The 17,491-nt window shown below is 69.1% G+C and carries 16 protein-coding genes; 7 read left to right on the top strand and 9 right to left on the bottom strand.

Annotation, left to right across the window (positions count from 1 at the left end; genetic code table 11):
* Nucleotides 1–16: 16 nt before the first annotated feature.
* The 6 genes from murJ (at nucleotide 17) to trxA (ending at nucleotide 7,280) form a co-directional block, all read left to right on the top strand.
* A complete protein-coding gene (gene murJ / locus AC3ET3_RS00945; protein ID WP_432136557.1) occupies nucleotides 17–2,305 on the top strand; it encodes a murein biosynthesis integral membrane protein MurJ in 2,289 nt (762 codons plus the stop codon).
* Between the two features lie 140 nt (nucleotides 2,306–2,445).
* Nucleotides 2,446–4,173: a protein kinase family protein gene (locus AC3ET3_RS00940; RefSeq protein ID WP_432156563.1), complete on the top strand. Its 1,728-nt coding sequence runs from the start codon at nucleotides 2,446–2,448 to the stop codon at nucleotides 4,171–4,173.
* Nucleotides 4,174–4,199: 26 nt separating this feature from the next.
* Nucleotides 4,200–4,928 (top strand): RNA polymerase sigma factor SigM, encoded by a 729-nt coding sequence (sigM, locus tag AC3ET3_RS00935; protein ID WP_432136555.1) that lies wholly within the window; start codon nucleotides 4,200–4,202, stop codon nucleotides 4,926–4,928.
* Nucleotides 4,925–5,773, top strand: coding sequence for an anti-sigma factor family protein (locus AC3ET3_RS00930; protein ID WP_435611447.1), 849 nt, complete (start codon nucleotides 4,925–4,927; stop codon nucleotides 5,771–5,773). Before sigM ends, AC3ET3_RS00930 begins: the two co-directional genes overlap by 4 nt.
* 158 nt (nucleotides 5,774–5,931) lie before the next feature.
* The gene (gene trxB / locus AC3ET3_RS00925; protein ID WP_432136553.1) at nucleotides 5,932–6,903 is read left to right on the top strand and encodes a thioredoxin-disulfide reductase; all 972 of its coding nucleotides are present in this window, start codon (nucleotides 5,932–5,934) and stop codon (nucleotides 6,901–6,903) included.
* 47 nt (nucleotides 6,904–6,950) lie between these two features.
* Nucleotides 6,951–7,280 carry a thioredoxin gene (gene trxA / locus AC3ET3_RS00920; protein ID WP_432136552.1) on the top strand — a complete coding sequence of 110 codons (330 nt, stop codon included), beginning with the start codon at nucleotides 6,951–6,953 and terminating at the stop codon, nucleotides 7,278–7,280.
* A 97-nt stretch (nucleotides 7,281–7,377) separates the two neighbouring features.
* On the opposite strand, the gene AC3ET3_RS00915 is transcribed toward trxA, so the two are convergent.
* From AC3ET3_RS00915 to rpmH, 9 genes are all read right to left on the bottom strand, one after another.
* Complete coding sequence (locus AC3ET3_RS00915; protein ID WP_432136551.1) at nucleotides 7,378–7,995, bottom strand: GNAT family N-acetyltransferase; 618 nt, start codon at nucleotides 7,993–7,995, stop codon at nucleotides 7,378–7,380.
* A 214-nt stretch (nucleotides 7,996–8,209) separates the two neighbouring features.
* Nucleotides 8,210–9,310, bottom strand: coding sequence for a ParB/RepB/Spo0J family partition protein (locus AC3ET3_RS00910; RefSeq protein WP_432136550.1), 1,101 nt, complete (start codon nucleotides 9,308–9,310; stop codon nucleotides 8,210–8,212).
* On the bottom strand, nucleotides 9,307–10,380 hold the full coding sequence (locus AC3ET3_RS00905) for a ParA family protein (RefSeq protein ID WP_432136668.1): 1,074 nt from the start codon (nucleotides 10,378–10,380) through the stop codon (nucleotides 9,307–9,309). Before AC3ET3_RS00905 ends, AC3ET3_RS00910 begins: the two co-directional genes overlap by 4 nt.
* Nucleotides 10,381–10,628: 248 nt before the next feature.
* On the bottom strand, nucleotides 10,629–11,345 hold the full coding sequence (gene rsmG / locus AC3ET3_RS00900) for a 16S rRNA (guanine(527)-N(7))-methyltransferase RsmG (RefSeq protein WP_432136549.1): 717 nt from the start codon (nucleotides 11,343–11,345) through the stop codon (nucleotides 10,629–10,631).
* Between the two features lie 117 nt (nucleotides 11,346–11,462).
* Entirely contained in the window at nucleotides 11,463–11,972 is a 510-nt protein-coding gene (locus AC3ET3_RS00895) for a Jag family protein (RefSeq protein WP_432136548.1), read from the bottom strand.
* Nucleotides 11,973–11,987: 15 nt separating this feature from the next.
* Nucleotides 11,988–13,262: a membrane protein insertase YidC gene (yidC, locus tag AC3ET3_RS00890; RefSeq protein ID WP_435611446.1), complete on the bottom strand. Its 1,275-nt coding sequence runs from the start codon at nucleotides 13,260–13,262 to the stop codon at nucleotides 11,988–11,990.
* 3 nt (nucleotides 13,263–13,265) lie between these two features.
* Nucleotides 13,266–13,619, bottom strand: coding sequence for a membrane protein insertion efficiency factor YidD (gene yidD, locus AC3ET3_RS00885; RefSeq protein ID WP_432136546.1), 354 nt, complete (start codon nucleotides 13,617–13,619; stop codon nucleotides 13,266–13,268).
* Complete coding sequence (rnpA, locus tag AC3ET3_RS00880; RefSeq protein ID WP_432136545.1) at nucleotides 13,616–13,987, bottom strand: ribonuclease P protein component; 372 nt, start codon at nucleotides 13,985–13,987, stop codon at nucleotides 13,616–13,618. Before rnpA ends, yidD begins: the two co-directional genes overlap by 4 nt.
* 21 nt (nucleotides 13,988–14,008) lie before the next feature.
* Nucleotides 14,009–14,146, bottom strand: a complete 138-nt coding sequence (gene rpmH / locus AC3ET3_RS00875; protein WP_003956500.1) for a 50S ribosomal protein L34 — start codon at nucleotides 14,144–14,146, stop codon at nucleotides 14,009–14,011.
* A 375-nt stretch (nucleotides 14,147–14,521) separates the two neighbouring features.
* Between rpmH and dnaA the strand changes: the two genes are divergently transcribed.
* Nucleotides 14,522–16,420, top strand: a complete 1,899-nt coding sequence (gene dnaA, locus AC3ET3_RS00870) for a chromosomal replication initiator protein DnaA (protein WP_432136544.1) — start codon at nucleotides 14,522–14,524, stop codon at nucleotides 16,418–16,420.
* Nucleotides 16,421–17,491: the final 1,071 nt, after the last annotated feature.

Genomic DNA, 17,491 nt, shown 5'->3' with positions numbered 1-17,491 from the left:
ATGAGGTGGGGTAACCATGAACGCGCCGTACGACGGTGACCGCGGCCAGGCCGCGGGCAGCTCGGGCCACCCCGAGGGCCCGCCGCCCGAGCACGGTCAGGTGCCGCCGCAGCATCCCGCGGACATGTACCTCCAGGACGCCTACGACCAGGACCCCTACCGAGCGCAGGACCTCAGCGCGCAGGACCCGGTCGCCGAGGCGCTGTACGACCGTGCCGCGCACCCACCGCCACCCCCTGGCGCCCAGCAGCCCCAGCAGCCCCAGCAGCCTCTGTACGCCCAGCCCCAGCAGTCCCCGTACGCGCCCGACCCGCGTGTGTGGGCGCAGCCACCGGCGCCCGAGCCGGAGGGGCCCACCCAGTACCTGCCGTACGGTGACGACCCCCGCACCACCCAGTTCGTGGGCGTGGACGACCTGATGACGCACTCCGGTGAGGAACAGCAGCAGCCGGACGCCTTCGCGCACCTCTTCCGGGACCAGCAGCGGGGCGGCCTCCCCGGCACGCCCACGGAGCCGGTGGTGCCCGGGCCGGCCCCCGCGCCGGGCAACCCGGCGGCGGTGCCGCAGCACTACGCCCCGGTGCCCCCCGCGGCCGGCGACGACCGCACCATGAACCTGGGCACCACGGCGCCCGCCGAGGAACCCGAAGCCACCCCCGATCCGCCCGCCCGGAAGGGCAAGGCGGCCGGGCTGCTGCAGTCCAGCGCCGTGATGGCGGCCGGCACCATGGTCTCCCGGCTCACCGGGTTCATCCGGTCCGCGATGATCGTCTCCGCGCTCGGCGTCGGCCTGCTCGGTGACACCTTCCAGGTGGCCTACCAGTTGCCGACGATGATCTACATCCTCACCGTCGGCGGCGGCCTGAACTCCGTCTTCGTGCCGCAGCTGGTGCGTGCCATGAAGGAGGACGAGGACGGCGGCGAGGCCTACGCCAACCGCCTGCTCACCCTCGTCATGGTGGTGCTCGGGCTGCTGACGGTCGCCGCGATCTTCGCCGCACCGCTGCTGATCCGACTGCTGTCGGACTCGGTCGCGAGCGACCCGGCGGCCAACGAGGTGGGCGTCACCTTCGTCCAGTACTTCCTGCCGTCCATCTTCTTCATGGGCGTCCACGTGGTGATGGGCCAGGTCCTCAACGCGCGCGGGAGGTTCGGCGCGATGATGTGGACGCCGGTCCTGAACAACATCGTCATCATCGTGACGCTGGGCATGTTCCTGTGGGTGTACGGCACCGCCGCCGACTCCGGCATGGAGGTCACCACCATCCCGCCGGAGGGCCAGCGGCTGCTCGGCATCGGCATCCTGCTCGGCCTGGTCGTGCAGGCGCTGGCGATGATCCCGTACCTGCGCGAGACCGGCTTCCGGATGCGGCTGCGCTTCGACTGGAAGGGCCACGGGCTCGGCAAGGCGGCCACGCTCGCCAAGTGGACCTTCCTGTTCGTCCTCGCCAACCAGGCCGGCGCGCTCGTCGTCTCCCAGCTCTCCACCGCGGCGGGCGACAACTCACCTGTCGACGGCACCGGTTTCGCCGCCTACGCCAACGCCCAGCTGATCTGGGGCCTGCCGCAGGCCATCATCACCGTCTCCCTGATGGCCGCCCTGCTCCCGCGGATCTCCCGCTCGGCCGCCGAGGGCGACGGAGGGGCCGTCCGCGACGACATCTCCCAGGGACTGCGCACCACGGCCGTCGCGATCGTGCCGATCGCCTTCGGCTTCCTCGCCCTCGGCATCCCCATGTGCACGCTGATCTTCGGGTCCTCGGGCACCAGCGAGGCCACCAACATGGGCTACATGCTCATGGCCTTCGGCCTCGGCCTGATCCCGTACTCCGTGCAGTACGTGGTGCTGCGGGCCTTCTACGCCTACGAGGACACCCGCACCCCCTTCTACAACACGGTCATCGTCGCCGCGGTCAATGCGGGTGCCTCTGCCGTCTGTTACTTCGTGCTCCCGGCCCGCTGGGCGGTGGCCGGGATGGCCGCCTCCTACGGCCTGGCCTACGCGATCGGCGTCGGCGTCGCCTGGAGCCGGCTGCGCAAGCGGCTCGGCGGCGACCTCGACGGAGCCCGCGTGCTGCGCACGTACGCGAGGCTGTGCATCGCCTCGGTACCGGCCGCGGCGCTCAGCGGCGCGGCCTGCTACGGCATCGGCCACAGCCTCGGTCAGGGCGTCGGCGGCTCCCTGGCCGCGCTGCTCGCCGGCGGTGCCGTCCTACTGGGAATCTTCTACGTCGCCGCCCGGCGGATGCGGATCGATGAGCTCAACTCGCTCGTCGGTACGGTCCGTGGGCGCCTGGGTCGCTGAGACGGGAGAGGGTACACGCACAACCATCGTCCGCCGCCGTGTGTCGTGCATAGCGCCGGACTGTGGGCACAATTGGGTTCGGCGTCGGACGGCGCGCACCGGGTCGGACGCGCGCAAGGAATGGGGAGGCAGGAACGACGGTGGCGGAACGGAGCACGGCTGCCGTCGACGTGGCAGACAACAGCGGTGACAAGCCGCTGACCGCGCAGGCGGACCAGTCCACGGCCGACGGGGTGGCCACGAACCGGGAGCGGGACACGGACAACGACGAGGCACAGGGGAGCGGCGGGACCGAGCGTCCCGGAAAGGCCTCACCGCCAGAGCTGCACAGCGGCCACAAACTGGCCAGGCGGTACCGGCTGGAGGACTGCGTCACCCGTCTGGACGGGTTCAGCAGTTGGCGCGCAGTCGACGAGAAACTACGGCGCGCCGTCGGGGTCCACGTCCTGCCGGCCGACCACGCGCGGGCCCGCTCCGTGCTGGCCGCCGCACGGTCCGCCGCGCTGCTCGGTGACCCTCGCTTCGTCCAGGTACTGGACGCCGTCGAGGAGAACGACCTTGTCTACGTCGTCCACGAATGGCTCCCCGACGCCACCGAACTCACCACGCTGCTCACCACCGGTCCCCTGGAGCCGCACGACGCCTATCAGATGGTGAGTCAGATCGCCGCCGCCATGGCCGCCGCGCACCGTGAGGGACTGGCCCATCTGCGGCTCAACCCCAACGCGGTGCTGCGCACCTCCACCGGCCAGTGGCGCATCCGGGGCCTCGCCGTGAACGCCGCCCTGCGCGGCATCAGCTCGGACACCCCGCAGCGCACCGACACCGAGGCGATCGGAGCGCTGCTGTACGCGGCGCTCACCCAGCGCTGGCCGTACGAGAACGACGCCTACGGCCTGTCCGGGCTGCCCAAGGACATCGGACTGATCGCCCCCGACCAGGTGCGGGCCGGTGTCCACCGCGGCCTGTCCGAACTGTCCATGCGGGCCCTCGTCAACGACGGCGCGACCGCATCCCGCCACGAGGCCGCGTGCGCCACTCCCGAGGAGCTGGTGAAGGCGATCGGCGAGATGCCCCGCATCCGGCCGCCGGAGCCCGCCTTCACCGCTCCGCCCGAATACCAGCGCACCACCTACCAGCAGGGCAGCTACGGCCGTTCCGCGCCGCACCCGGGCGCCGCCCAGCCGGTGCCCACACCTCCCCCGCCGTTGCAGAGCCGCACCGGACGCGCCCTGAAGTGGGCGGTGTCGGCCCTGCTGATCGCCGCGCTGGGCCTGGGCAGCTGGCAGCTCGCGGACGCCCTGATGGACCAGGGCAGCCAGTCCGACGACACCAACCAGACCCAGACGACGGACGGCGAGGACAAGAACCCCACCGCCAAGCCGGCCAAGCCACTCACCATCGCGGGTGCCACGGAGTACGTCGCCAAGGGGGACGCCCAGGCGCCGGAGGACGTGGCCAAAACCTATGACGGGAGCTCTTCGACCTACTGGCGTACGAAGAGCTTCGTGGACGGGCCCGAGATGAAGCCGTCCTTCAAGCCCGGCGTCGGGATCGTCTACGACCTCGGCTCCGAACAAAGGGTGTCGGCCGCGTCGATAGGGTTGAAGTATCCCGGGAACTCCGGTGGCCACACCACGATCACGCTGTACGCGACGGACTCGACGAGTTCCGCCACACCGGTGAGTTCGATGCGGCGGCTCGGCACCCTGACGACGACAGGAACCGAGGCGACCGTCAAGGTGACCGGAGCGGTGAAGACGCGGTACGTCCTGGTGTGGCTCACCGCCCTGCCGTACGCACCGGGCGACAGCTACAGTGGCGCCGGCTACAAACAGGCCATCACCGACCTGAAGTTCACGGGCTGACGTCTCACCGGAGGGGGAGGGGGCCGATGGCGGACGGTGGCGTCCGGTTCGACGGGGTGAGTGACCAAGCCCTGCTCGACCACCATGTGGACGGCGACCCCGACGCCTTCGGTGAGCTCGTACGCCGTCATCGCGACCGGCTGTGGGCGGTGGCTCTGCGGACGCTGGGGGACCGCGAGGAGGCCGCCGACGCCGTCCAGGACGCTCTGGTGTCCGCCTACCGGGCCGCGCACACCTTCCGGGGCCGGTCGGCCGTCACGACCTGGCTCCACCGCATCACGGTCAATGCCTGCCTCGACCGTGCCCGCAAGGCCGCCTCCCGCAAGACCGCGCCGGTCGATGACCCCGAGCGCCTTGAGCAGCTGCTGGAGCCGCACGAGTCGGCTTCCGTCCCGGCCGAGCGCAATGACGTCCACCGCCAGCTCCTCGAAGCTCTCGGCACGCTTCCGCCGGACCAGCGGGCCGCCCTGGTCCTGGTCGACATGCAGGGCTATCCCGTGGCCGAGGCCGCTCAGGTCCTCGACGTGCCGGTCGGCACGGTCAAGAGCCGCTGTGCCCGGGGCAGGGCCAGACTCCTCCCCCTGCTCACCCATCTCCGGCCGGAAAGAGCCGACGACGAGGAAGAAGCGAGGACGGGGCGGAACCGGGCGCAGGGGACATCCGTCCCACCCGCAGCGGGTCCTCCCCCCGAGGGTCCGGGTGGTGCCGGGACAGGCGACTCAGCTGCTGTGAAGGGCGGAGGTGGGCGAGCGTGACATCGACGACGGACATGACCGGGCACCCGGACGTCACGGAGATCTCCGACCTCGTCGAAGGTCTACTCAGTCCCACCCAGGCCACGGATCTGCGTCGGCACCTGGACGGGTGTGCCCTCTGCGCCGACGTCCAGGCCTCACTGGAGGAGGTCCAGGACCTGCTCGGCTCCCTGCCGGAGCCGGAGCCCATGCCGGACGAGGTCGCCCAACGCATCGAGGACGCGCTCGCCGAGGAGAGGACGTCCGCCACCGAGGGCGCCGCGTTCCGCGTTTCACGTGAAACATCAGCTCCCGACCGCCCGGCGGGACACGCCCGCGCTGCCGGAACCGGGCCGGGCCGCAAGGAGCGTCCCCGCCGTGGACGCCGCAAGATCGCCGTACTCGGCGCGGTCTTCGGCGCGGTCGCTCTCAGCCTCGGCTCCGTTCTGGTGTCGTCGCTCCTGAACGGCGACACGAGCGACGACCCCACGGCTCACCGGCGCTCCACCGCCGCGGACACCTTCGCCGCGACCACGCTGCGACAGCACGTGTCCACGCTGCTCGCGCAGGACACAGGCTCCCGGACTCCCTACGGCCTGGGCATGGAGGGCGGGGCCGACACCCAGTCGCCCCGGGTCCTGACCCAGCCGACCGTTCCCGCCTGTGTCGAGAAGGCCATCGGCAAGCAGGACACGGCCCTGGCCACCGAGCCGGGCGTCTACCAAGGCCGGACCGTCCTTCTGGTGGTCCTTCCCGACGCCTCGGACAGCACCCGCGTCACGGCCTACCTCGTGGACACGGCATGCCTGCAGCACCCGTCCGTCCGGGCCGAAGTCCTCTTGAAGGACACCTACGTACGACCCTGACACGCCGACGGAATTCCGATGCCCGCTCTCCGTCCGTGACCCTCCGTGTGCCCGGCCACACCGGGAATGCGCGCCCCTTAGGATCCGTTGGGTGGGGTGAGAGTTCAGAGAGGCTCCCACCGGTCGAACGAAGCAGACCAGAGACGAGGAATTCAGCCGTGAGCGACGTCCGTAACGTGATCATCATCGGCTCCGGGCCTGCCGGCTACACCGCAGCGCTCTACACCGCGCGCGCGTCGCTGAAGCCGCTCGTGTTCGAGGGGGCTGTCACCGCGGGCGGTGCCCTGATGAACACCACCGAGGTCGAGAACTTCCCCGGCTTCCAGGACGGCATCATGGGCCCCGAGCTCATGGACAACATGCGCGCCCAGGCCGAGCGTTTCGGCGCCGAGCTGGTCCCCGATGACATCGTCTCCGTCGATCTGACCGGTGAGATCAAGACCGTCACGGACACCTCGGGCACCGTGCACCAGGCCAAGGCCGTCATCGTGGCGACCGGCTCCCAGCACCGCAAGCTCGGTCTGCCGAACGAGGACGCGCTCTCCGGCCGCGGCGTCTCCTGGTGCGCCACCTGCGACGGCTTCTTCTTCAAGGACCAGGACATCGCCGTCATCGGCGGCGGGGACACCGCGATGGAGGAGGCGACCTTCCTCTCGCGCTTCGCCAAGTCGGTCACCGTCGTCCACCGCCGGGACACCCTGCGCGCCTCCAAGGCCATGCAGGAGCGTGCCTTCGCCGACCCGAAGATCAAGTTCGTCTGGGACAGCGAGGTCGCCGAGGTCCAGGGCGAGCAGAAGCTCGCCGGGCTGAAGCTGCGGAACGTGAAGACGGGCGAGCTGTCCGACCTTCCGGTCACCGGCCTGTTCATCGCGATCGGCCACGACCCGCGCACCGAACTCTTCAAGGGCCAGCTCGACCTGGACGAGGAGGGCTACCTGAAGGTGGCCGCCCCGTCCACGCGGACGAACGCCACCGGTGTCTTCGCCGCCGGCGACGTGGTGGACCACACCTACCGCCAGGCCATCACCGCGGCCGGCACCGGCTGCTCCGCCGCCCTGGACGCCGAGCGCTTCCTCGCCGCCCTCGCGGACACCGAGCAGCAGGCCGAGCCCGAGAAGACCTCCGTCTGACCTCCTTCCTCCCCCCTCCACACGCAACGACCACCGAGGAGCCCCCCGTGGCCAACCTGAAGAACGTGACCGACGACTCCTTCGAGCAGGACGTACTCAAGAGCGACAAGCCGGTCCTGGTGGACTTCTGGGCCGCTTGGTGCGGCCCGTGCCGCCAGATCGCTCCGTCCCTTGAGGCGATCGCCGCCGAGCACGGCGACAAGATCGAGATCGTCAAGCTGAACATCGACGAGAACCCGGGTACGGCCGCGAAGTACGGCGTCATGTCCATTCCGACCCTGAACGTCTACCAGGGCGGCGAGGTCGCCAAGACGATCGTCGGCGCCAAGCCGAAGGCCGCGATCCTGCGCGATCTTGAGGACTTCATCGCCGAGTGACACGCCGAGCTGTGGCTCCGGCTGCCGATGTTTCACGTGAAACATGAGCGGGGTCGACCCTGAGGGGGTCGGCCCCGCTTCTTCATTGCCGACAGCTTCACAGCGGTCGCAGCGCGGGCTCCTTCTGAACCGCCCCCAGCAGCCGGTCCAGCGCCATCTCCACATCTTCCTTCCAGGAGATCGTGGAGCGCAGCTCCAGCCGCAGCCGCGGATATCGGGGATGAGAACGCACCGTCTTGAAGCCCACCGCGGTGAGATGGTCAGCCGGCAGCAGACAGGCCGGATCCTTCCAGCGGGCATCGCCGAACGCCTCGATCGCCTTGAAGCCTCGACGCAGCAGATCCTTGGCGACCGTCTGCACCATGACCCGGCCCAGTCCCTGCCCCTGGTACCGGGGCAGGATGAACGCGGTCATCAACTGGACCGCGTCGGGCGACACCGGGCTGGTGGGAAACGCCATGGAGCGCGGCACGTAGGCGGGCGGCGCGTAAAGCACGAAGCCGACCGCGACATCATCGACGTAGACCACGCGGCCGCAGGATCCCCAGTCGAGCAGTACGGCGGAGATCCATGACTCTTTCTCCAGCGCGGCCGTTCCTGCCCTCACCGCGGCCTCGCCGCTGACGGGGTCCAACTCCCAGAAGACGCATGAACGGCACCGCTGCGGAAGGTCCTGAAGGTTGTCCAGCGTGAGCGGTACAAGCCGACGCCCCATGAAGGCTGTTCCTCACTTCCTTCACCCGCACCACCGCGAGCGCCGGCAGAGCGCTCCGACCGGTGATCGCGCCATACCTTCACGCATCGTATCCACGATGCGATTCTCTCGACACCGACAAAAAGCAAAGAGCGGGTCGTGTTCCGGCACACACCGGACACGACCCGCTCAGTGGTCGACAGGGCCAATGGCCCGAACCGACGGCAGCTGTGGCTCAGGAATCGGCTTCTTCGCTGCCGCCCTCGGTAAGCCCCTTCTGCAGGGCGGGGGCCTCCCCGGGGGCAAGCGTGTCGAGGATCCGTTCCAAGTCCTCCATGGAGGCGAACTCCACAGTGATCTTGCCCTTCTTCTGCCCCAGGTCCACCTTCACCCGGGTCTCGAAGCGGTCCGAGAGCCGAGTGGCGAGGTCGGACAACGCCGGGGAGACGCGGGCGCCTGCACGGGGCTTCTTGGCACGGGGCGCCGACTGAGGGCGAGAACCCATCAGGTTCACGATCTCCTCGACGGAACGCACCGAGAGCCCCTCGGCCACGATCCGGTGGGCGAGCCGGTCCTGCTCCTCAGAGTCCTCCACGGAGAGCAGGGCCCGGGCATGCCCTGCGGACAGGACTCCCGCCGCCACCCGACGCTGCACAGCCGGAGAGAGCTTCAGCAGACGCAGCGTGTTGGAGACCTGCGGGCGGGAGCGCCCGATGCGGTCGGCCAGCTGATCGTGTGTGCAGTTGAAGTCCTTCAGCAGCTGATCGTAGGCGGCCGCTTCCTCGATCGGGTTCAGCTGGGACCGGTGCAGGTTCTCCAGCAGGGCGTCCAGGAGAAGCTTGTCGTCCTCCGTGGCCCGCACGATCGCCGGGATGGCATCGAGCCCGGCTTCACGGCAGGCCCGCCAACGGCGCTCGCCCATGATGAGCTCGAAACGCCCGGCCTCCAGCTGCCGGACGACGACCGGCTGAAGCAGCCCGACCTCCTGGATGGAGGTGATGAGCTCCTGCAGGGCGTCCTCGTCGAAGTGCTCACGCGGCTGACGCGGGTTCGGCGTGATGTCGTCGAGCGGGATCTCCGCGAAGTAGGCGCCCACGGGGGCCGACGGCTGCTCCGGACCGCTGTTGAGGGCCGGCTCCTCTGTTTCACGTGAAACAGACGCCAGCATGGCCACCTTCGCCGCGGCCACCCCACGATCGGTCGTCAGCACCGGCATCCCGCCGGGGGAGGCGCTGCCGCCGTTTCCCACCGCCGCGGACGCCGGCAACTTCTCCGTGGAGGCGTTGGGGATCAGTGCGTTGAGACCACGACCCAGCCCCCTCCGTCGCTCACTCACTGGATCCCCTCCACCATGTTCGGGTTGCTCTGCGCGCCGGTATGGGCGTGTGAGGCGTCATAACTGACGCTGACTCCCCTCAGAGCGATCTCTCGGGCCGCCTCAAGATAGGACAGCGCACCGCTCGATCCGGGATCGTAGGTCAGCACGGTCTGTCCGTAGCTCGGCGCCTCGGAGATACGGACCGAGCGGGGAATGCTCGTCCGCAGCACCTCGTCGCCGAAGTGGGTGCGCACCTCTTCCGCGACCTGGGACGCGAGTCGGGTCCGGCCGTCGTACATGGTGAGCAGGATGGTCGACACGTGCAGGGCGGGGTTGAGGTGCCCCCGCACCAGGTCGACGTTGCGCAACAGCTGCCCCAGCCCCTCCAGCGCGTAGTACTCGCACTGGATCGGGATCAGGACCTCCTGACCGGCCACCAGCGCGTTGACCGTCAGCAGGCCGAGTGAGGGCGGGCAGTCGATGAGGATGTAGTCCAGCGGTTGCTCGTAGGCCTGGATGGCCCGCTGCAGCCGGCTCTCCCGCGCCACCAGGGACACCAGCTCGATCTCCGCACCCGCGAGATCGATCGTGGCGGGAGCGCAGAACAGGCCCTCCACATCGGGGACCGGCTGCACGACCTCGGAGAGCGGCCTGCTGTCGACCAGCACGTCATAGATCGAGGGAACCTCGGCATGATGGTCGATCCCCAGCGCCGTGGACGCGTTGCCCTGCGGGTCGAGGTCGACCACCAGGACACGGCCACCGTGCAGGGCCAGAGAGGCGGCGAGATTGACGGTCGTCGTCGTCTTGCCCACTCCGCCCTTCTGGTTGGCGACCACGATGACACGCGTCTGCTCGGGCCGCGGGAGGCCCTCACCGGCGCGGCCCAGAGCCTCTACCGCCAGTTGGGCAGCACGACCGATCGGAGTGTCGTCCATCGGAGGCGGTGTTTCACGTGAAACATCCTCCCCGAACGACTCGGTACGGGGACCGGGGACCGGATCGGTCATCGGTCCCGCGATGTTGGCGTCGGACCGCAAGGATTCACTCTCCTCGACTTCAGGCTCGCAATGAACAGAGCCTCCCATGCCTCCGGGGTCGTGAACCAGTGAGGCCGGGCGTTCTGTGGAGAAATCCACCTCTGTGGACAACTCCGATCCCTCATCGAGTGAACCGAGAGGCTTACGGTCGCGGGGTTCGGCCGCGGCCCGGCCCCGGCTGATGATGCCGTGCAGCAGTGAGCGACGTTTCACGTGAAACACGATGCACAGCGCTGTCGGCGGAACCGGCGCGACACTCCGTCATGCGGGGCGGGGCAGCTTGTGTGGAGTACCGCTCAACGACGTCGGCGTGTCCGTCCCGTGCGGGCCGCCTTCGCCCGCTTGGCCGCGAATCGCACACCGCCGGGGCTTTCCCCGACCTCCACACGCACGACCGTGGACAGTGGGTCGACCACGCCGTCCCCGACGTGAAGGATGGACGTCTGCACCGCACCGAGTTTGCTCAGCGCGGTCGCCGCGCTCTTCAGCTCCTCCTCGGCGGTGTCGCCCTTGAGCGCGAGCATCTCACCGTACGGGCGCAGCAGGGGGATGCCCCAGGTGGCCAGGCGGTCCAGCGGAGCCACAGCCCGCGCCGTCACCACGTGCACGGGCGGGAGCTTGCCCATGACCTCCTCGGCACGGCCACGCACCACGGTCACGTGGTCCAGGCCGAGCAGCTCGACGACCTCCGTGAGGAAGTTCGTCCGCCGCAGCAGCGGCTCCAGCAGAGTGATCTTGAGATCGTCCCTGACGAGAGCCAGGGGGATTCCGGGCAGGCCGGCGCCGGAGCCGACATCGCACACGGTGACGCCTTCGGGCACGACCTCCGAGAGCACCGCGCAGTTCAGCAGGTGCCGCTCCCAGAGGCGGGGCACCTCGCGGGGGCCGATGAGCCCCCGCTGCACACCGGCCTCGGCCAGCAGCTCGGCGTACCGGACCGCATCCGCGAAGCGATCACCGAATACCGCGCGAGCCTGCTCGGGCGCAGGGGGGAGCTCCGCTGCCTCCGTCACGGGGACCGTCCTTCCGTACCGCATCAGCGCCTCGCGCGCCGACCACCAGAACTATCAGGCTGACAAAGACCGGCCCCGCCTGCGCAACAGACGGGGCCGGGATGACGTAGGACCGAATCAGTCGGGGAGGACGACGACGAAGCGCTGCGGCTCCTCGCCCTCGGACTCACTGCGCAGGCCGGCTGCCTTGACCGCGTCGTGCACGACCTTGCGCTCGAACGGCGTCATCGGCTTGAGCTTGACCGGCTCGCCGCTGTTCTTCGCGTCGGCGGCGGCCTTGGCGCCCAGCTCGGAGAGCTCGGTGCGCTTCTTGGCCCGGTAGCCCGCGATGTCCAGCATCAGCCGACTGCGGTCTCCGGTCTCCCGGTGCACCGCCAGGCGCGTCAGTTCCTGCAGCGCCTCCAGCACCTCGCCGTCCCGGCCGACCAGCTTCTGCAGGTCGCGGCTGCCGCTGTCGCTGATGATCGACACAGCGGCACGGTCGGCCTCGACGTCCATGTCGATGTCGCCGTCGAGATCGGCGATGTCCAGCAGACCCTCGAGGTAGTCCGCCGCGATCTCGCCCTCCTGCTCCAGGCGGGTCAGGGTGTCTGCACCCTCGGCGGAGGAGGTGGTGCCTTCCGTCACGGGATGGGCTCCTTCTTACTTCTTGGACGGGGACTTGGGGCGCTGCGGGCCACCCTTGCGCTGCCCGGACTGGGCCTTGCTGCGGCCACCGGAGCCGGGCTTGGAGGGGGCCTTCTTCGCAGCGTCGGCGGGCTTGGCGTCCTGCGGCTCGTCGCCCTTGCTCAGCGACGTGGTCTCGCCGGCCGCCTTGGGGCCCCCGGTCTGGCGCTGGGCCTTGCTCTGCCGCTTGGGCTGCTGACGCCGGGCGGTGGCGGTGGTGGTGGTCGTGGTGCCGCCGTCTTCGATCTGGGCGGACTGCGTCTCGCCCTTGACGACGGTGCCGTCGGCCTGTGCCGCGAGGCCCGCCTTGTTCAGACCGTTGATGAACTTCCGCTCGTGCTCGTTGCGGTCCCGGCCCTTGGCGACGATCGCCTTGACGATGACCTTCTCGCTGCGGCGGCGGATCTTGCCGTGCTCCGTGACGCGCTTCTGGAGGCGCTCCAGGTAGGCGGCCTGGGCCTTGGAACCCGGGGTCGGGTTGTTGTGGATGACGTACATCTGCTGGCCCATGGTCCACACGTTGGTGGTCAGCCAGTAGACGAGGACACCGACCGGGAAGTTGATGCCGAAGACGGCGAACATGACCGGGAAGATGTACATCAGCATCTTCTGCTGCTGCATGAACGGCGTCTTCACCGTGGTGTCGACGTTCTTCGTCATCAGCTGGCGCTGGGTGAAGAACTGGGACGCCGACATCAGGACGATCATGATGGCGGTGACGACCCGGACGTCGGTGAGGGTGGCACCGAGCGCTTCGATCGTCGACGCGCCGTCGGTGAACTTCGCCGCGAGCGGGGCGCCGAAGATGTGCGCGTGCTTGGCGCTCTCCAGCTGGGCCTGGTTGATGTACCCGATGGTGTCGCCCTTGGCGATGCCGTTGAGCACGTGGTACAGGGCGAAGAAGAACGGCGACTGCAAGAGGATCGGAAGGCACGAGGAGAGCGGGTTGGTACCCGTCTCCTTGTACAGCTTCATCATTTCCTCGGACTGGCGCTGCCGGTCGTTCTTGTAGCGCTCCTGGATCTTCTTCATCTCGGGCTGGAGCGTCTGCATGGCCCGCGTCGCCTTGATCTGCTTCACGAAGAGCGGGATCAGGCAGATCCGGATCACGATCACCAGGGACACGATGGACAGGCCCCAGGCCCACCCGGTGTCAGGGCCGAAGATCGCGCCGTACACCCTGTGGAACTGGACGATGACCCAGGAAACGGGCCAGGTGATGAAACTGAAGAGGCTGGCAATCGTGTCCACTAATCATGCTCCTTGGGCATGGGACGGTGTCTCTGCGGCCGGGCTCGAGGACACATTGTCCTCGGTGGCCGTTTCGGCGGCGGAGGGCCCGCCCCTGCGTGTGCGCCAGGCTTCGCGCACCATCTCGTGCCACCGCGGACGCTTACGCGGCGGCACATGGTCCACACCGCCCAGCGACCACGGATTGCACCGCAGGATGCGCCAGGCGGTGAGTGCCGTTCCCTTGATCGCGCCGTGCCGGTCGATGGCGGTGTACCCGTAGTGGGAGCACGACGGGTAGTACTTGCAGACCGGCCCGAGAAGCGGACTGATCGTCCACTGGTACAGCTTGATCAGAGCCAGCAGCGGATACTTCATCGCGCGCCCCCTCCCAGCAGCCGTTGAAGGGCGGCATCAAGGTCTTGGGCCAGCTGTGCGTGGCCGGCGTCACCCGCTCCGGGCAGCGCTCGTACGACTACCAGGCTACCGGGGGGAAGGAGGGCGACTCTGTCCCGCATGAGATGGCGCAGTCGACGCTTCACCGTATTGCGTACGACCGCGCCGCCCACTGCCTTGCTCACGACGAAACCCGCACGCGTCGGGGGAGCGCTCTCCCCAGGCGCGTGCGGGTCCGTGGCACCGCTTCGAAGGTGGACGACGAGCGTCGGGCGTCCGGCCCGGCGCCCTCGTCGTACCGCGGTCGCGAAGTCCTCGCGCCGCCTCAGCCGGTTCTCGGTGGGCAGCACGACGGCATGACCTGACCGGGATCAGGCGGACAGGCGGGCGCGACCCTTGCTACGGCGGGACGCGAGGATCGCGCGGCCGGCACGGGTGCGCATACGCAGCCGGAAGCCGTGGGTCTTCGCGCGACGACGGTTGTTCGGCTGGAAGGTGCGCTTGCTCACTCGGGGGCTCCAGAAAGAAATCGGTGGTGGCGGGGTGCCGTCCTGGCTGTCACCGTGCGCCCACGAGTAGCTCGCGTCACGCCCGAGTGCACCGCTTTCCGATCACCTGTAGCGATCTGTGCCCATCGGAGGCAGGCGGCAGCAGCCATCGACAACTCGACCTGGTTACGGTACGCGGGGCTACGCCATCCGGTCAAACCGACGGCCTGCGGGGGACACTGTCCACAGCCTGGGGACAACAACTTGAACCGTACCGGTCGCGCTGACTACCGTGGCTGGACTCCGATTCGTTCCCTTGTCCCCCACCCACCCGATTTACATCCCGATCCGTCTCACGATCACACGATCGTGTGACCCCGTGAGAGAGCGTGCTCTGTGGCCGACGTACCTGCCGATCTTGCCGCAGTGTGGCCACGTGTTCTGGAGCAGCTCCTCGGTGAGGGCCGTGGCCAGGGTGTCGAGGCGAAGGACGAGCACTGGCTGCGCCGCACCCAGCCGCTGGCCCTGGTCGCGGACACCGCGCTGCTGGCCGTGCCGAACGAGTTCGCGAAGGACGTGCTGGAGGGCCGGCTCGCCCCGATCGTCAGCGAGACGCTGAGCCGGGAGTGCGGCCGCCCGATCCGCATCGCGATCACCGTCGACGACTCCGTGGGTGGTCCCCCGCCCGCGCCGCCCGCCCAGTCGCAGCGGCAGCCGCGCTACGAGGAGCCCGAGCTGCCGTCGTCCAACCCGTACGACGGCGGGTACGACACCCCGCCGTACGACGGCGGCTACGGCCGGCACCGCGGCGACCAGCTGCCCACCGCCCGCCCGGCCTACCCGGGCGAGTACCAGCGTCCCGAGCCGGGCGCCTGGCCGCGCGCCCAGCAGGACGACTACGGATGGCAGCAGCAGCGCCTCGGCTTCCCCGAGCGCGACCCGTACGCGTCACCGCCGCAGGACTCCTACGGCGCTCCGGCCCCCGACTACCACCAGCAGGCACCGGAGCGTCCGTCGTACGAGAAGCCGTACGACCAGTACGAGAAGCCGTACGAGCCGTACGAGCCGGCCTATGACCAGCAGCGCGGCGACTACGAGCAGCGAGACGGCGGGCGGCGGGAGCTGCCCGAGCCGCAGGCGGGCGGCGGTCCCGCGCACCGAGGCGGCCCGGGAGTACCGTCCCTGCCCTCGCCGGGCGGCACCGGAAGCGGCTCCGGACCGCTCGGCGGCCAGCCGGCCCCGTCCGGCGGTCCCGGGGAGCCGACCGCGCGGCTGAACCCGAAGTACCTGTTCGACACCTTCGTCATCGGCGCGTCCAACCGCTTCGCGCACGCGGCCGCCGTCGCCGTCGCCGAGGCACCCGCCAAGGCGTACAACCCGCTGTTCATCTACGGCGAGTCCGGGCTCGGCAAGACCCACCTGCTGCACGCCATCGGGCACTACGCACGGAGCCTGTACCCGGGTACGCGCGTGCGGTACGTGAGCTCGGAGGAGTTCACCAACGAGTTCATCAACTCCATCCGCGACGGCAAGGGCGACAGCTTCCGCAAGCGCTACCGCGAGATGGACATCCTGCTGGTCGACGACATCCAGTTCCTGGCGGACAAGGAGTCGACACAGGAGGAGTTCTTCCACACCTTCAACACGCTCCACAACGCCAACAAGCAGATCGTCCTCAGCAGCGACCGGCCGCCGAAGCAGCTGGTGACGCTGGAGGACCGGCTGCGCAACCGCTTCGAGTGGGGTCTGATCACCGACGTCCAGCCCCCCGAGCTGGAGACGCGGATCGCGATCCTGCGCAAGAAGGCGGTGCAGGAGCAGCTGAACGCCCCTCCCGAGGTGCTGGAGTTCATCGCCTCGCGGATCTCGCGGAACATCCGTGAGCTGGAGGGCGCGCTGATCCGGGTGACGGCGTTCGCCTCGCTCAACCGGCAGCCCGTGGACCTGGGCCTGACGGAGATCGTCCTGAAGGACCTGATCCCCGGCGGGGAGGACTCGGCACCCGAGATCACCTCGACGGCCATCATGAGCGCCACGGCGGACTACTTCGGACTGACCGTCGAGGACCTGTGCGGCACCTCGCGCGGGCGCGCGCTGGTGACCGCTCGGCAGATCGCCATGTACCTGTGCCGGGAGCTGACGGATCTGTCGCTGCCGAAGATCGGGGCCCTCTTCGGCGGCCGTGACCACACCACGGTGATGCACGCCGACCGCAAGATCCGCAATCTGATGGCCGAGCGTCGCTCGATCTACAACCAGGTGACCGAGCTGACCAACCGCATCAAGGCCGGCTGACCGAGGCGCGGACCCTGCGGCCGCCGCGCCGCCTTCCACAGCCTGTGGGCGCCCCTGGACGAGTTCCGGGGGCGCCTTCGCGCGTCCGAGGCGAGGGCGCGGGGAAGGGCGTGCCCGCGGTGAAGGACATGGGCGCGGGGAAGGGCGTGCGCGCGGTGGAGGACGTGGGCGGCTCAGAGGCGTGTGCCGACATGTAGGGCGCTCTCGGGACACCTCGGGGTGCCGACGGGCTCAGCAGGGCTCCCAGAGGCCCGAAGGGCGCCGAAGGGCGCTGTCCGGTGAGACGACGGTGCGCCGTGAGGGAGCTTCCGGAACCGGCACGGGCGACCGGTGTGGATGCCCGGCGGACACCGGTTGTTCGATTACCTGCCGGGTTACGGCCGCTCTCCACAGATTCGGTGACTTTCTTCCGTCCACACGCTGGGGACCGGGAAGTTGTTCAGATCGTGTCCACAGGTCGGTCGACCGGTTCGGCGTCCTGCCAGGTCAGCGGGGTGTGGATTCGTGGACGAAAGAAATCCACAGCCTGTGGACGAATTGCCGGTCCACAGGCTGTGCGCGGAGTTGTCCACCGGCCACCCACAGGCTAGGGCCCCTTGTCCCCAGCGATCACCGGCTTCTCCACATCTCTGTCCACTGTTCGGCAACGCGACGCGTCCCCTGACCGGGTCGAGTGAAAGGCGTCACACCACGTTGCCCGGAGGCCCTGTGGGAAAGACGCGCAAAGCTGGGGACGGCGCTGGGGAGAAGTCGCACCAACCTGTGCACGGGGTGTGCAGAACTTTCCGTTCTCCACAGAAGCCCCGGGTTGTCCACCGCCTCCGCCCACAGGACCAGTGGACAAAATATCGCCTCTGAGCTGCGGAAACGAAGTTATCCACGGTATCCACAGGCCCTACTACTACTCCCGACTAGAGAGAGCCCGGGAATCGTTTTGAAGCGGGTCCTGTGCACAACTCGCTCCGAGCTGCCCGGCCGCCCCGAGTCACGACTTGACCCACAGGGGCACCAGCTGTCAGTGCGGTGCGTCAGACTGGTTCCCGGTGTCCTTCCCGGCACAGGGAGCCGCGA

The sequence above is a fragment of the Streptomyces sp. bgisy159 genome, assembly GCF_057707805.1.
Note: the sequence above shows the minus strand (reverse complement) of the source record. Positions and strands in the feature narration are given on the sequence as shown.

Excerpts from the sequence above, each read along its gene's own strand:
- murJ (WP_432136557.1), top strand. The coding sequence starts at position 17 with ATGAACGCGCCGTACGACGGTGACCGCGGCCAGGCCGCGGGCAGCTCG.
- sigM (WP_432136555.1), top strand. The coding sequence starts at position 4,200 with ATGGCGGACGGTGGCGTCCGGTTCGACGGGGTGAGTGACCAAGCCCTG.
- AC3ET3_RS00915 (WP_432136551.1), bottom strand. The coding sequence starts at position 7,995 with ATGGGGCGTCGGCTTGTACCGCTCACGCTGGACAACCTTCAGGACCTT.
- AC3ET3_RS00905 (WP_432136668.1), bottom strand. The coding sequence starts at position 10,380 with ATGGGAGGCTCTGTTCATTGCGAGCCTGAAGTCGAGGAGAGTGAATCC.
- yidD (WP_432136546.1), bottom strand. The coding sequence starts at position 13,619 with ATGAAGTATCCGCTGCTGGCTCTGATCAAGCTGTACCAGTGGACGATC.